Annotated in this window: 6 protein-coding genes; 1 reads left to right on the top strand and 5 read right to left on the bottom strand. The window is 52.6% G+C overall.

Annotated elements, in window-relative coordinates; genetic code table 11:
- Window positions 1-38 precede the first annotated feature (38 nt).
- The 4 genes from AC6RNO_RS11305 to AC6RNO_RS11290 form a co-directional block, all read right to left on the bottom strand.
- Window positions 39-2,360, bottom strand: a complete 2,322-nt coding sequence (locus AC6RNO_RS11305; RefSeq protein WP_474686086.1) for a bifunctional diguanylate cyclase/phosphodiesterase — start codon at window positions 2,358-2,360, stop codon at window positions 39-41.
- Between the two features lie 159 nt (window positions 2,361-2,519).
- A complete protein-coding gene (locus AC6RNO_RS11300) occupies window positions 2,520-4,097 on the bottom strand; it encodes an extracellular solute-binding protein (protein WP_474686083.1) in 1,578 nt (525 codons plus the stop codon).
- Window positions 4,098-4,160: 63 nt separating this feature from the next.
- On the bottom strand, window positions 4,161-5,051 hold the full coding sequence (locus tag AC6RNO_RS11295; protein ID WP_474686081.1) for a carbohydrate ABC transporter permease: 891 nt from the start codon (window positions 5,049-5,051) through the stop codon (window positions 4,161-4,163).
- A gap of 12 nt (window positions 5,052-5,063) precedes the next feature.
- Window positions 5,064-5,987, bottom strand: coding sequence for an ABC transporter permease (locus AC6RNO_RS11290; RefSeq protein ID WP_474686079.1), 924 nt, complete (start codon window positions 5,985-5,987; stop codon window positions 5,064-5,066).
- 276 nt (window positions 5,988-6,263) lie between these two features.
- Between AC6RNO_RS11290 and AC6RNO_RS11285 the strand changes: the two genes are divergently transcribed.
- Window positions 6,264-8,546 (top strand): helix-turn-helix domain-containing protein, encoded by a 2,283-nt coding sequence (locus AC6RNO_RS11285; protein ID WP_474686077.1) that lies wholly within the window; start codon window positions 6,264-6,266, stop codon window positions 8,544-8,546.
- 162 nt (window positions 8,547-8,708) lie between these two features.
- Here the strand turns inward: AC6RNO_RS11285 and AC6RNO_RS11280 are convergent, their stop codons facing one another.
- Window positions 8,709-16,382 (bottom strand): immunoglobulin-like domain-containing protein, encoded by a 7,674-nt coding sequence (locus AC6RNO_RS11280; protein ID WP_497105503.1) that lies wholly within the window; start codon window positions 16,380-16,382, stop codon window positions 8,709-8,711.
- Window positions 16,383-16,455 lie beyond the last annotated feature (73 nt).

Here is a 16,455-nt window from a genome sequence, read left to right as displayed (position 1 = left end):
CGCCGGCCAAAAAAACCGTCCGTACTTACGGACGGTTTTTACTCTTGCGGCCCGTCCGGCCTGGCGGCGGGCGCTTCGAGGAAGGACAGCTTGGCCTGCAAGCTGTCCTGCAGCACTTGCACGGCCTGCTCCGCCTTCATGGGGCGGAAAAAGTAGTACCCTTGAATCTGGCTGCAGCCGCTGGCTACAAGGAAACTTGCTTGCTCTTCGGTTTCTACGCCTTCGGCGATAATTTCCAGTTCGAAAGATCTGGCGACGGAGATGATCGCCCTGATCATCGCCTGGTCTTTGTTGTCCGAATGAACGCCGCGGACAAATGATTGATCCAGCTTGATTTTGGTCACCGGAAACCGCTTCAAGTAGCTGAGCGACGAGTACTGCGTCCCAAAATCGTCGACCGAGATAGCTACGCCCAAATTGCGCAGCTCGCGCAGCACGTCAAGCTGTTCGTCCTGCATGGCCACATTTTCGGTAATTTCCATTTCCAAATACTGCGCATCCAGGCCCGTTTCCCGTAAAATCCGGCGCACTTTATCGACCAGCTTGTCGTCATGCAGCTGACGCACCGACAGGTTGACCGAAATCGATAGCGGCCGCTCGAATATCCGGTGCCATGCTTTCATTTGCGCGCAAGCTTCCCGCAGCACCCATTCGCCGATAGGCACGATCAGGCCGGTCTCTTCGGCCAGCGGAATAAATTGCGCCGGAGATATGCCGCCTTTGGTCGTATGGTTCCAGCGGAGCAGCGCTTCCACTCCGCTGATTTCCCCTTTCAGGCAGTCCACTTGCGGCTGGTAGACGACTTCCAGCTCCCCCCGTTCCATCGCCTCCCGCAGATGGTTTCCCATCTCCAGCTTGAACAGTGAGTTCGTTTCCATCTGCCTGTTGAAAAACCGGTAGGTGCTTCCGCTCTCTTTTTTTGCCATATACATGGCGCTGTCGGCGTTTTTCAGCAGCTCTTCGCTCGTCGTGCCGCCACTCGGATATTGCGCGATGCCGATGCTCGTATTGACGAAGAACATTTTGTCGGATATGTGAAAAGGCGCTTTGAGCAATTCCAGCAGATGCTCGCTAAGACGCTGCAGCTCCTGCTCCTGATACGGCTCGGAAAACAGCATCGCGAACTCGTCACCGCCGAACCGTGCGAATGAGCGATAGGGCAGCTCTTCTTTTAAAATGCGGTTTACCAATTGCTGCAGAAGCACATCCCCCGTAAGATGGCCGTGGGAGTCATTTACGATTTTAAAGTTGTCGAGATCGAAAAACAGGATGCTGACCGAGGCATCATCCTTTTCGGCGCGTTCGATCATTTCCTTCAGGATCGACTGAAAATACGTTCTGTTCGAGAGGCCCGTCAGCACGTCATGATAAGCCAAATACGTCAGCTGCTGCTCGGATTCCTGAAGCAGGCTGGTGTACTGCTGAAGCTCCTGCTCCCCGGCCAGCAATTCCTCGTTCACGGCCGTCAAATTTTCATTGGCATGCCGCAGCTCCTGCGTACGCACCTCTACCATGCCGCTGAGCTTGCTGCGCTGCCTCGCAATGTATAAATAGAACAGCAAGCCCATCAGCAAAATGCTCAAATAAGCGGCGCGAATGAGCGTAATTTGTTCGGCGATGCGATGCGTGCCGCTTGCCTGAGGCAGCGCTCCAAGCTCCCATACATTGTCGGAAAACACGATTGTCGCAACCATCGGCTGCTTCTGAAAAATTTGGTCGTCGCCATAAAACGCAAGAAATCCGTTGCTGCGAATAGCTATTTCCATATCTCCGTTTTTCCCGCCGCCGATTCCAGCTTCCTGCAGCATGTTGTCCACGTCTAGGCCAACGGACACCAGTCCCCAAAAAACTCCGTCCCGAAAGATCGCTTCCCGCGCAATCAGACCGTTATTTCCCTGTACAAGCTTGAACGGTCCGTCCAGCGTCATTTTTTTCGTTTGCAGAGCCCGCTTGATTTGCATCTGGACGTTCTCGCGCGGATCTTTCAGCAAATTCCAATTAACAAAACTTTCATTTCCGCTCACAGGATACACATACCTGGCAATTCCATCCGGGGCGATAATTAAATTTAGGGCCGAGCTTTTCACCTCGCCGTAAAGGGAAGATAAAAAATATTGTACCTCGCTATCGTTCCTATTTTGCAAATAGCCCGATTTGACGTAAGCCTCCAGCGCCCCCATCAAGTTCACATTCCGGTCTATAGCCGACTTCAGCGCATTGGCCCGGGTGTTCAACTGCGACTGCTCGGAAATTTGCAATTCGTGCATCAAAGAAGACTGGTAGTCTTTAAGCACATTTTCGATACAAAAAATTAAAACGACGAATATGAGAATGACCGCAAAAAAATGAAATCTTTTCATCACTGCTTACCCCTGCATCTTAGTTCTGATGTACTATTTCCATTCAGCGGTGTCAAATTCCTTTGTTTTTTGTAGACTTATGCAGAAAAAAATGACAGAGGCGCGCAAGCAACTGTCATACAGGATGACAATCGGCTGCGCGCCCCTAAGCGTTCCGAACTATTTAATTCCTTGGTTTTTCACGTATTCCAGCCATTGTTTTTTGTATTCCGCCTGGATTTTATCCAAGCCGGCCGCTTTCGCTTTTTCCATAAATGTTTTGAGTCCGCCTTCTACATCCGCTACAAGGCCCGCTTCCAAAGGATACAGGTATTGCTTCTCAACTTGCTCCAAAGCGGCTTTCTCCGCCTGATAGCTGGTGTAGTCTTCGGCAAAGCCGGTAAACTTGTCAGGAGACTGGATTTTGTCCAACTCTTGGAAAATCTTTTTAACGCCGTCGTAGCCTTTGTCAAACAACATGTACTCCGGATTTCTCCAAGCCCAGCTTTGCATGCCTTCTCTTGGGAAGCCGTTGCTGTTCGCATCGCCGATCATCGTGTAGTAACCGTTTTCGACCTTGTAGTTCTTGTTTTCAATACCATACTGCGTCAACAGATTGTACGATTTATCAGTAACCAATTTTTCGTAGAAAGCAAGCGCTCTCTCCGGATTTTTGCTGCTTTTCGGAATCGCAAAACCGTTGTGGATCGGATGCACCGGCTCTGCATGTCCTTTGATCAGAGGAGCCGGGTAGTATTCGATTTGCCAATCCGGATGGGCGGCAGCGATTTTAATCTTCTGATCGTTATAACGGCTCGGATTGTCGCCCAAGTTGGCTGCGGCCTTGCCGTTGGTGATCAGGTCTGTCATCGAATCCTTCACGTTCAGGACGTTTTTCGTCATGTAACCGTTGTCTTGCCATCTTTTGTAAGTTTGCAGCTCTTTCAAGTGTTCAGGCGAACCCCAGTAAGAAGTGACTTCCGTAGGGTTTTTATAAGGAATTTGAAGACCGTAAGGAACCGCTCCGATCGGATCGATCGTCAAGTTTTTGTACAAATCGGACAGGTTCTGCCTCACGTCGCTGTTTGCCGCCAGAGGCGTAATGTCCGGCACGTTTTTCTTGATGCCGTCCAGGTAAGCTTCAAAGTTGGCCAGCGAGTCCGGCTTCGGCAAATTAAATTTCGCACGTAGATCTTCGCGCCATATAAAGCCTGTTGTCACGTACTCTTTGTATGTGGCGGGAACGGTGTAAATTTTTCCGTCGATTTTAACGGCATCCCACATATCTTTCGGCACGAAGCTGTTCAATTTGGGAGCTGCTTTAGGAAGCAGGTCGTCCAGCGGCAGGAACGCTCCTTTTTTCGCATAGGCTTGATACTGTGTCCATTCGGCTGTGAAAATCAGGTCGATCGGCTGGCCGGATGACAGGAGCAGCTTGTATTTTTGATCCCAGTCGGTCCACGTCGTGAAATTAAATTTGACGGTCGCGTTCAAGTCCTTGAGCGCCATTTTGTTGATTTCTTCTTCGATAACCGGAAGATCCTTAGGAGCAGGGCCTAACATATAAAACTGCAATTCGACTTTCTTCGAAGTATCCAGTCCTGTCGACCCCGCGGCTGCGGAAGACGCAGGCGATGCCTGACCTCCTGCCGCCGGGCTGGCTGCGGGTGCGGTAGAGCTGCTGCAGCCGGCAACGACGGAGCCTGCAAGTGCCAGCGCCAGCGATGCGCTGTACATTTTTTTTGTTTTGCTTTTCATGCAAATCCTCCCTTTTTATTATGAATGATATATGTTAGCTGACGGATCGAATCCGGTTCAGTTCTAACCTTTGACAGCGCCAATCGTTAATCCTTTGACGAAAAACCTTTGCACGAACGGATACAAAAAGAGGATCGGACCGGTAACAATCATCGCCATGGCGAGCTTGGTGGATTCCGTAGGAATTTCCTGCCCGAACGACACCCCGGTGCTTGTGCCCAGCTGCGAAACGGCTGAAGCGGTATTAATGATGTCGTACAGGAAATACTGCAGCTCATATTTATTCGGGTCGTTGATGAACAGGGAAGTCGAGAACCAGCCGTTCCAATATTGCAATGCCAGGAACAAGCCTACTGTCGCGATACCTGGCATCGCCAGCGGCAGCACCACGCGGTAATAGATCGTAAAATCGTTGGCTCCGTCGATCTTCGATGACTCCGTAAGCTCGTCGGGAACCGCCGATTTAATGAAGCTTCTCATTAATATGATCAGGAATGGCGTCATCAACCCCGGGAAGATGAGCGCCGCGAAACTATCGGTCAGCTGCAAATATTTGGTTATCATAATGTACCAAGGCACAAGCCCTCCGCCAAACAGCGTTGTAAAATAGATGTAGAAGGACAGCTGGTTGCGGTATTTGAAATCTTTTCTCTGCAGCACGTATCCGGCCATCGTCATCATGAACAGTCCTAGCGTTGTTCCGACGACCGTAACGAAGATCGTTACCCCGTAAGCCTTCAATATTTTTTGCGGAAACGTCAGTACGGCATCATACGCTGCCAGCGAGTACACCTTCGGGATCAAATGATAGCCGTCACGGACAATCGATTCGTTATCCGTGAACGACCCCGACAGCAGCAGAAGAAACGGAAAGATACAGATGATCGAAAGGCCGATAATAATCAAATATGCGATGATATTGAACAACGTAGAATCAATAGTCTTGATTTTCAATGCGGCCACCTCCTAGAAAAGCGCGTATTCTTCGTTCGATTTTTTAATGAAGTAGTTTACCGTCATGATCAAAACAAATCCGAACAAGGATTGGAACAATCCGGCCGAAGTCGCCATGCCGATGTCGAACGTCACTTTAAGCGAACGGAATACGTAAGTATCCAGAATGTCCGTCGTATTGTACAAAATCCCGTTGTTGCCGATGAGCTGATAGAACAGGTCGAACTGGCCTTTCATAATGCTGCCCAAAGCGAACAGAAGCAAAATAATGAAGGTCGGCTTCAGCATCGGCAGCGTAATGTACCAGATTCTCTGGAAGATGTTCGCGCCGTCGATTTTCGCGGCTTCATAGTATTCGTCGCTGATCCCCGTAATGGAAGCGAGATAAATGACCATCGTGTAACCCAAGTTTTTCCATACGTAAAAGGCGACCAGCAAGAAGATCCATGCGACAGGCGTATTGTAAATATCGACCGGATTGGAGCCGAGCCCCTTGAGCGTCGTATTCACAAAGCCCGTATCGTAGTTGAACATGTTATAAGCGATCGCATTCAATAATACGAACGAAATGAAGTAAGGCAAAAACATGACGGATTGCGTTATTTTCTTAAACCACTTGCCTCTCATCTCGCTTAACATAATGGAACAGAAAATCGCGGCTACGTTCACAAACACAATGAAAGCAAGATTGTAAGCGACCGTATTTCTCGTCAGTGTCCACAGCGCTCCCGAATTCCAAAGAAATTTGAAATTATCCAGCCCGACAAACGGACTTCCGAACAGCCCCCCGTTGAAATCGAACCGGGTAAAGGCGAAGTAAATACCCACCATCGGCACATATGAATTGATGAAGAAAAACAATAACGTTGGCGCTATCATGAGAAACAAAATTTTGTTTTTGTTTAGCTCGTACAAGAACCCATTCTTTCGCACCATGCTGAAAAGCCTCCCTACTAAGAAAATTTAATTGCGTCGATATCTGCGGGTCATGTTCGAATTATATACGGAACAAATCCGTCAGCGAAACTGAATATATGCGACCAAACATGAATTATTTGCAGATTTGGCGGCTTTTCCGGGTATGCACATTTTAAACATTCATGGATTTTTCAGCTTTTTGGCGCCATTCCCGCCCTTCGGCCCATCCGATTTCCATTGCAAGAGCAAAATAGGTACGATATACTTTTCTACGAGTAAGGGGGGGGTGGTTACATGAGAGAGCGTACGCAAGACAACAAGAACGTGTACCGCAATATTTTAATCAGCATCATTTTGTGCATCGTCGTTACCTTGCTTGTATCCTCAACGATTCTTTATGTTAATTTCGATAATATCGCGCTAAAGCAGGTGTATGAATCCGACTCGAACAGCCTGATGCAGACCAGTCAGGAAATTTTAAAAGTGACGGAAACTGCTACCTCCCTATCGTTTCAAATTTACCGGGATTTCGTTGTTTCCAAGCTGCTCTTTTATGACAAGCCTGATATTTACGATGTAACCAGCGCTATGGAACAGTTGAACAATTACCGTCTGGCCATGCCTTTCATCGATTCGATCTACGTGTATAACGGCAAATCGGAACTTTTCTACGTAAGCTCCAACAATTTTCAGAGCGGAACCCAGACCAAATCGCAGTTGGGCGATCAAAGCATGGTGGAAATTTTGGACCATTTTCAGGATTACACGCCTTTTCTGCCGATACCCAGGGCGTATAATCCGGGAGTAAACGGGCTGCCGGGAGCTCCGAAGGTCGGCATTTATTCCTATTTGTGCTACGACGCCATCAACATTAACAAAACGCTCAATTCCGCCGTTATCGTTAACATTTCGGAATCTTTTTTCAATAAATATTTGAAAAGCGTGGCGAACAACCGCTCCAGCAAAGAGTTCATCATTAACAAAGACGGCGTGCTGCTGTCCACGGATGGCGACAACCCGATATTGACCAGCTATGCGGATAAAAGCTACATTGCGAAAATTACAGCCGACGCATCGTCACCGGGATATGTTGTCGACACCATTGACGGCGTCAAATCGCTCATTACCTACACGGCGCCGGATTCGCTAGGCTGGCGGTACGTTCGCACGACCCCGTACTCGGTCATCACGCAAGAAATTACGAGCATGAGGACGAAAACGATCTACATCAGCGCAACGATTCTGCTTGCCGGCCTGTTGATTTCCATTTTCACGTCGCGTAGACTGTTCGATCCGATCGATAAAGTCATCCGCAAATTGAAAACGCTGGAAATCGAGAAACGCGACAATTTGCAAATATTGCGGCAAGATTTCCTGAGAAATATTATTATGGGCAGAGAAGTGTACCATCCCGTCGCGCTGCAGGAAAAATTGCGTTATTTTGGTTCAAAAGTCAACATCGGGCACCCGTCTTTGCTCATTATGGTGAAGATCGATCATTTTGCCGACAATACCGATAAATTTCAGGATCAGTTCAAGCTGCTGCGGTATGCGGTGATGAACATATGTTCGGAAATTGGAGTTTCCGCTTATTTTGAAGCCGAAGGGATCGACATGGGAGACGATCACATTCTGCTGCTGCTCTCCGCGCAGAACTCCGACTTCGTCTGGGATCAAGACGCTTTCACTGATATGCTGCACAAAATGCAAACGTCCATTGCCGCCTATCTCAAGCTGTCGGTTTCCATCACGATCGGCCCGTTGCAGGATAATGCCGGCCAGTGCATCCTTCTTTACAAACAACTGCTGGAAGCTTCGTACCACAGGCTGTTCAGAGGCCGCGGCTGCATCATCCGTTCGGAGGAAGTTATGGGCTACCGGTCCAAAGAATACAAATTCCCCGTGCAAAAGGAAAAACAGCTGGTCGACAGCCTGATGACCGGGGATTCCGCCGAAGCTGAAGCCATTTACGCGGAAATCGTGCGCGAAACCGCCGAATTTCCTTACTCCGTCGTGCAGTTGGCCATATCGCATTTAACGCTGACCGTTAATAACGTGCTTAATACGATCAATAAAAACAACGCAATGTCAATTCCGCTCTATCTCGATACGACGATCGCTTCGCTGAATCAAGTGGAAACGATCGAGGAAATCAACGCGCAGTTTTACCGCTTGTTCGAGCAGCTGCACAAAAAGCTGGATGAAAAAAGAAGCACGAAGCATGTGGAATTGATTAAAAAAATGAACGACATCATCGAGAGAGATTACGCCAATCAGAACCTGTCCCTGAACTCCATAGCCGACGAGCTTGATATGTCGCCTATTTACATCAGCAGGCTGTATAAACAGCATACGCTGGTAGCGCTTACGGATGTCATCCAGGACGTGCGGATGAACAAATCGAAAGAACTGCTCATGCACAGTTCCCTCTCGGTGGCGGAAATCGCGGAAAAGACCGGATTTACGAGCGATTCGTACTTTTACAGAAAGTTCAAAAAGTACAACGGCATCACGCCGAACGATTTCCGCCGGCAGCACACGCAATCCGCCGGGATCTCGTCGGAAGACGGAACGTAAAAAAGTTGGACCGCCCTTGATGGGCGGTCCAACTTTTTTTACCACATAAGAATGTTTAAGTTCTTACAGCGCTAAAGCGCGTAGAACAGCATTCTTATTGGCGAATAAACCTACCTCTAACCGCGGTCGCTCATCTTCGAAAGACCTCGATAAAGGTTTATCTCACGGATTCAGCAGGTTGTAGATAACTTGCGCCGCTTCCGCCCGGGTGGCGATTCCCTGCGGGTCGAATTGGCCCGACTCGCGGCCTTGAATCAGATGCATCGCCGCAGCCGTATGCACATACGGTGCAGCCCAGGATGAAATGTGCGATTCATCCGCAAACGAAGCGCCGGCCTGGCCTGCGGAAGCCTCACCGTGAACGGCGTTGTAAGCCCGCAGCATCATCGCGACCATTTCCTCGCGGGTAATCGAAGCGTCCGGCGCGAAAAGCTCGCTGCTCTTGCCGTTGACAACGCCTGCTTTTACCGCGGCCGCAAGGTCCTGCGCGTACCAGGCATTGCCCGGCACGTCTGCGAATGACACGGTTCCGGCTCCGGTCAGCTTCATCGCCCGCACCAAAAGCGCGGTAAACTCGGCGCGGTTCACGCTGCGTTCAGGTTCGAACACGGCGGCCCCGGTGCCGGCTACGATTTGTTTCGCCGCCAGCTCCCTGATCACCTTGCTGGCCCAATGCGTACCGGGTACATCGGTAAACGTCTTGGTTACTTCCAGCAGCACATATTTGCTGAAATGGTGAATCTCCGCAACCATCTCGCCGTTATCGTACGTTCCGCCGACATATTCCATGCTTCCGTCGTCAGCGATGTAATAAATGCCGGTCAATTTCGGATCTGCGGACGCACTCACTTTGAAGCGGACGGTAATCGGCTGATTGAATTTCGTCAAACTGACTGTTTTGCCGTCTGGCGATGTAAGGGTCAAGCTAAGCTCGTAGACTTCTCCGGCAAGCTTGATTTGCTGCTGTCCGGCCGTTTGGCCTTTGGTTATCGCATGTTGAATGTCCTGCGCCGGCAAGGATTTGAACTTCAGCGAGATGCTGCCGTTCCGGCTATCCTCTGCGGCAGCCATGCCTGCCAGCTGCTTGAACAGTTCGGACGGTATGGACAATGACAGCCCACCCGCTTTTACCTCCAGCTTGTTCCCGGTCAGCAGGTCCGCGGTATTCGCAGGCAGCTTCACTTCGGAAGTTTGAGCCTTTACTTCTACCTTGACTTTGCCGTCCGTTCCCGGATGCAGCCGATCAGGCGATACGGTTACGGTGCCCGGTTGGTCCGCTTTTGGATCGCCGCCTTGACTATTTGCGCTGCCGGTTCCATTGCCGCTTCCGCTATCGCTGCCGCCATGGTCGCCGCTGCTTTGTGTCACAGCCAAAGCGCGCTCCGATACAAGCGACTCCCCATATGCATTGACCGCCGTCACCTTGTAATAATACGCCGTCCCTGCGCTCAAGCCCGTGTCAAGATAAGAGTTCGCGGCCAACGCAACCGCGTTGACTTTGAAATAGATACCGTCAGCAGTCGCGGAACGGTACACGTTGTACGTCACCGTCGCATCCGAGCCTGCCACAGCGTTCCAAGACAATTGGATCGCGCTCGTGCCAAACGCTGTCGCGCTGAGGCCTGTCGGGGCCGGCGGCGCTCCCGGCAGGACTATAGCATCGGTCGTTGCTCCGGCAAGGGCCGATAATGCCGATTCCCCGGCGCTGTTCACAGCCGTCACCTTGTAGAAGTACGCCGTCCCTGCGCTCAGGCCCGTGTCGAGATAAGAATTCGCGGGCAGCGCAACTGCGTTGACTTTCACGTAGACACCGTCGGCTGTCGCGGAATGGTACACGTTGTACGTCACCGTCGCATCCGAGCCTGCCGCAGCGTTCCACGACAGCTGAATCGCGCCCGGGCCGAACGCTGTCGCGTTCAGGCCTGTCGGGGCTGCTGGCGCTCCCGGCACGACTACAGCTTCAGTCGTTGCTCCGGCAGCGGCCGACAACGCCGATTCCCCGGCGACGCCCACAGCCGTCACCTTGTAGTAATACGTCGTCCCTGCGCTCAGGCCGGTGTCGAGATAAGAGTTCGCCGGCAGCGCCGACGCATTGATTTTTACATAGACGCCGTCTGCAGCCATCGAACGGTACACGTTGTACGTTACCGACGCATCCGAGCCTGCCACAGCGTTCCACGACAGCTGGATCGCGCTCGTGCCGAACGCCGATGCACTGAGGCCAGTCGGTGCGGATGGCCCGGCCATAGCTTCGGTAGTTACGGAAACGGCATCCGATTTGCCGGTCTCCGCACCATCGACAATAGCGGCCACTTTATAGTAGTAAGTCGTCGCAGGCTTCAGAGCGGCGTCGGTGTAGGAGTTCCCCTGCACCGGCGAAGCGTTCGTCAACACGTACGTTCCGTCCGCAATCGCGGATCGGTATACGTTGTAGCCCGACGCTTCGGGAAGCGCATCCCAGCCAAGCTGTGCCGATGACGAAGTCACTGTTCCCGCCGCAAGTCCTGACGGCTTGGCGTCCAGCGTGCCGAACACTTTGACTTCCGCCAATTGCGGCGTATACCAGTTGTTGTTCGGATTGTTCCACAGCACGGCATCGACCATATTGACTCTGACGTACCTGGCTTTGCCCGTAAGCTTGTCGGACGTAAATCCGTAGGTCGTATTATTCGTTCTGTCGAGCGCGACCGTGTAGTTGACATCGTCGGTGCTCGTTTCGATTTTGTACTTGTAATAGGCTTCCGAGCCCTTCACCATGAACCACGATATTTGAATATTGCTCAGGTCGTAATTGGCGCCAAGGTCAACCCGCCACCATTGCGGCCAGTTATAGTTGCCGGAAGATACCCAGCTTGTGCCGTAGCTGCCGTCATTCGCATTCGTCGCCGGATAGCCTGAGGCTGCCGATTTTGCCGTTGCCGGCTTCCCTTGCGAAATGAGCGGATTCGACGGCGGAATCGTGATCGTGCCCGCCGCCGCGTCCAGCAGGAAGCTGTCATAATAATCCATGGACGCACTGGTGCCGTTCAAGGTCAGAGGCAGCCAAATATACGTGGAATCGCCTAATTTGGAAGGGACCCACCTGTCCGAGTACAACAAGTACGACGTTTTCTCGCTTCCTTCGACCGTCACAATATACGACGATTGCGAATAAAAAGCGGAGGAATTGCCCAAGTTCGCGAGCGGCGTCCAGGAAGCGATATCCTGAATGTTCGTCGTGGTCGAATACATCGCCTGATTCGGATACCAGCCGCTTGCTCCTGACGTGATCAGGTAATAGATGCCGTCTTTTTTCACGATGGCCGGGGCTTCCCGGTAAGGGCCCGTATATATTTTGCCTATCTGCTTTTTAATGCCTAAATAATCGTCCGTAAGCTGGTACAAAATCATATCGGCATTCACGCTCGACGATGAGATCAGGTATGCCGAACCGTCATCGTCCTTGAATACGGTCATATCCCGCGAATCGTTGCCGACCGAAGGCGCCGTGTGATCCGGATCGGCGGGATTCGGCCTGAAGCTGGCGATGTACGTGTAATCCCCGTCGACCGTGTCGGAGGTAGCTACGGCCACCCGGGCCAAGCCGTAATCCGTCGCATTTTCATAGTGCATCCACAGCACGTATTTACGAGCAGCCTCGTTATAAATCACTTTGGGCCGCTCGATGTTGCTGTTTGCGAGATCCGCAGCCGGATTGCCGTTCCGGTCTTTGGACGTCGTCGTAAGCACGTTGTTCCTGAACGTCCAGCTTTTCAAATCTTTGGACGCGTAAACCTTGATGTTGTAAAAATGCGCCTGATCCGTAGACTTGTCTTCGCCGAACCAGTAATACGTATCGCCCACTTTGATGATGCCGCCGCCATGGGCCTGGATTTTATTGCCGTTGTTGTCATACCAGAATGTGCCGCTGTCGATCGAAGCAGACCCTGTTCTGGCGACGGTGCTGTCGGATTTGGCCGACTCGCCTGCCGCGCTTACCGCGGACACCGCATAATAATACGTGGTGCTTGCGCTCAAGCCTGTGTCCGTAAAAGCGTTTGCCGCTACCGGCGACGCATTCACGCGTGTATACGTCCCGTAAAGCTGGGACGACCGGTAGATGTTATAGCCGGTTGCTCCCGGAACGGCATTCCACACAAGGCTCATCGAGTCCGACGCGTTCGCGGCAACGCTGACTCCGGCCGGACGCTTGATGACAGGAGCGCCTACCGTCACTCTGGCTTTCGCCTTGAGGGCCGAATCCGCCACTTTGCCCGCTACTTCAAAGCTTCCGGCCGTCTGGTACAGGCTCGGATCGACGGCGTCCCAGGTCACATTGACGCGGCTGACCGTTCCGTCGCTGAACGTGGCGTCCACGGCCGCCGGCAAATTCAAGGGATCTCCGACGTCGATGGTCAGATCGATGGCCGGAATGTCCGTCAAGGTCGCATAACCGGCGAGAAGCTTTTGAATCTCCTCTTCCGTGATTTCCATTATATTGCCGTGCCGCACGCCAGTCGGAAGCTGGTAATCGGCAGCATTCATAAGCGTCCAGTTCCCCGATGCCAAATCGGTGGCGCTGTATCCGGTATATGTTCCGTTGTTGAATCCGTCCACGTACATATACCATTTGCCGGATGTCGGCGATTTGATGACGGAAGGACCCTCCACCTGCGGAGGAATAACCGCGTTCGGATAGCTTGCCGTATCATAAGCTCCGGTCAGCCCGGTCGTCGATACGGCCATCTTGATCCCTTTGCCGCTTGGCGCCGCCGCGGGATCGTTCGCTCTTTCATCCTTGTAATACGTGTAGTAAATGCCGTTATCTTCGATTACCGTCGAATCGATTTGATCGTGGCCCGGATCGGCAAACAGCTTGGGAGCTGAAAAATTGACAAAATCAGTCGTCGTTCTGTAATAAACTCTGTGCTCGCCGGATACCGGATTCCCCGGGACTTTGGACGACCAGATCACCACGTAGTTGTTGTGGGCAGGGTCGTAATACGCTTCCGGCGCCCATGCATCCGTGCTGTTGCCCGGCGCAAAAGGCACCGTCCGGCCGTTCGTCCAATGAACAAGATCCGTCGAATCGTAGATCAGCAAATTCGTGCTCGTCCATGAATCCGTGGACAGGAAATGGTATACGCCGTCCTGGCCGCGAATAATGTCCGGATCGCGGACGGACTTGTTGCCGACATCGGCTTTGAGCACGCTTTTGCCCTTGTTCAGAGTCGTCCAATGCAGGCCGTCGCGGCTGTACGCCTGATACAGCGACTCGTCGGCCGCTTTAAAATACGAAAGCAGGAAGCCCGCATAAGCTTCTTGCGCCGGCATAGTCACGGTAAACGTCTTCTGCGCATGCTCGCTACCTTTGGTCAGCGTTGCCGTCAGCGTGACGATCGCGCTCAGCGATCCTTTGGCCGGGCGGCGCACCTTGCCTGTGGCGGGATTGATGACCGCGCTGTCGCTCGAAGCCCATGAGATCGCGGAAACCTCCACCCCGACCGTCGGCAGCGCCAGATCGTGCTTGAGCGCAGCGATATCGCCGCCAAGCGTTAGGGCAGCCGCGTCCCATGCGACCGAATCGGCATCGCTGGCCTGCTCCAGCACCTTGACTGAGAACGCTTTCGTTTCTTTCAAGCCTGCTTTCTCCAAGGTGGCCGTCAACGTAACCGTGCGGTCTCCGGCGCCATGTACCGGGCGAACGACGGCTCCGCTTTGGCTGTTAACCGTCGATTCGTCGTCCGATTTCCACGTAATCGCCGTACCGTTCGCGCCCGACCCGGGCAGCGCAAGCTTCGCCTTGACTGCGCCGATATCGCCCAGCGTCAGTTGGGCTTGATCCGTCAGAACGTCCTGATACGCCAGTTCTGCGGCAATCCCTTTAATTTCCGCCGGACTGAGCGCCCTGTCGTACAGACGGAAATCGGAAACTTTTCCTTTAAACCATTTGTCTCCGGAATAAGCGGGTCGGCCGATAAAATTATAAAGCGTATTGCCCAAATCTTTGGAGGTGGTCGTCATCGTCGTGTTTCTGGCGATTTCCGTCCCATCTTCGTACAAAATGCCCGTGTAAAACGCGTCCGAGCTATTTTTGGACATTGTGAGCGCAATATGTTTCCAGACACCTGTGCCCAGCGGCACCCCGCTGCGCGATGCGCTTTGTTCCGCGGACCAGCGGTCTGTCGTGATGCTGAAACGGAAGCTTCCGTTGCCGCTGCCGTTATCCGCGGGAATAAGTCCCAAATACTTGGTACCGCTTGCAGAACCGGCGTCGGCAACGTTTGCAAAGCTGAAAATCCATGAAGGCCGGGCATTGGCCGGGTCTACGAATACGTTCGTTGAGACGGTTACATTGGTAACTCCAGCGAGCAGGTTGTTCGGCATTTGCACGGACCCCGACGACCCGTTCAAAGAAACGGCGCCCAAGGTTCCTTTGCCGGCCGTCCAAGACGCGCCTGCACTGAGCGTGCCGTTGTTGCCGTTGCCGGACGAATCCGCAGCTGTCGTGCCGCTTGTCTCATCCATTTTGTACCAAAGCTTCAAATTAGGTTCCTGTGCCACTTTCACGTTAACCTGGTAATCGCTTCCAAGATACGTCAGCGTAATCGTGGCCGTCCCCGGTTGGATTCCTTTGACGACCCCCGCTGCATCGACTGTCGCGACTGTCGGATCGGAGGAGACGATCGCCGCTTTGGCAGTAACGTCTTCCGTCGTGCCGTCCGGGTAGGAAGCCGTAAGCACCGTAGTGTGCGTCGCATTGACGAATGGAAGCGCATACGAAATGGAATCCAGTGAAACGATCGTTTTCAATTGCAGGACGGTTGCCGTAAAAGTCTTGGTGTCGCTCGCGCTTCCCTTGCTGATCGTGGCCGTCAAATGCACGGTAGTGTCCCCGTCCGGAGATCTGTGCACAGTACCGTCGTTCCCGATGATATCCGGCCGGTCGGAGCTCCATGAAACGGCAACCCCGCCATCGATCGCAACCGGAAGCGCGATATTGGCCTTAACGGCCGACAGATCGCCCAAATCCAAAACCTGTTTGGCCATCTGCACGCCCTGGCTGTCGCTTACATTTTCAATCATGACGCCCCGGATTTCCGTCGCGCTCAAAGCGCGGGTATAGAGGCGAAAATCGCCGATTTGTCCTTTGAACCATTTGTCTCCGGAGTAAGCCGGCTTGCCGATAAAATTGTACGCCGTATTGCCCAAATCTTTGGGCGTAGTCGTCATCATCGCGTTCCTGGCAATTTCGACGCCGTCCTCATACAAAATCCCCGTATAATAAGCGTCCGAACTGTTTTTGGCCATCGTGACGGCGATGTTTTTCCATGCGCCCTTGGCCAAAGGATTGCCGCTCCGGCCCGCGCCCTGCTCGGCTGTCCAGCGGTTCGTCGTAATGGCGAAGCGGAAGCTTCCGTTGCCGCTGCCATTGTCGGCGGGCAGGAGGCCCAAATACTTCGTGCCGCTTGCGGAACCGGCATCCGCCGCACTGCCGAAGCTGAAAATCCACGAAGGTCTGGCATTGGCGGAATCGACCCAGACGTTCGTCGCAACCGTTACGTCCGTTACTCCGGCGAGCAGATTGTTAGGCATCTGCACGCTGCCGGTCGAGCCGTTCAATTGCACGGCGCCCGTTCCTGTAAATGCCGCGCCTGCGCTGAGCGTGCCGTCGTTGCCGTTGCCGGACGAATCCGCGGCCGTCGTCCCGCTCGTCTCGTCGAATTTGTACCACAGCTTCAAATTAGGATCCGCAGCCGCAGCCGATACGTTCACGGCCGGTACAAACGGAAACAAGCCCGCGACCAGCGCAATGATGACGAGCATAGACAAGAATCTGTTCTTTCTTTTTTGCATGTGTTACCCCCATTTCCTTCATATTCACGTACAATTCCGATTATTTCAGAGCGCGTACGGCCAAGGAAACTGA

It is taken from the genome of Paenibacillus sp. sgz302190, assembly GCF_059820445.1.
The sequence above is the reverse complement of the archived record's forward strand: the minus strand, read 5'-3'. Positions and strand labels throughout refer to the sequence as shown.

Coding starts and splice junctions, on each gene's coding strand:
- AC6RNO_RS11305 (WP_474686086.1), bottom strand. CDS start 2,360: ATGAAAAGATTTCATTTTTTTGCGGTCATTCTCATATTCGTCGTTTTA.
- AC6RNO_RS11280 (WP_497105503.1), bottom strand. CDS start 16,382: ATGCAAAAAAGAAAGAACAGATTCTTGTCTATGCTCGTCATCATTGCG.
- AC6RNO_RS11290 (WP_474686079.1), bottom strand. CDS start 5,987: ATGGTGCGAAAGAATGGGTTCTTGTACGAGCTAAACAAAAACAAAATT.
- AC6RNO_RS11300 (WP_474686083.1), bottom strand. CDS start 4,097: ATGAAAAGCAAAACAAAAAAAATGTACAGCGCATCGCTGGCGCTGGCA.
- AC6RNO_RS11285 (WP_474686077.1), top strand. CDS start 6,264: ATGAGAGAGCGTACGCAAGACAACAAGAACGTGTACCGCAATATTTTA.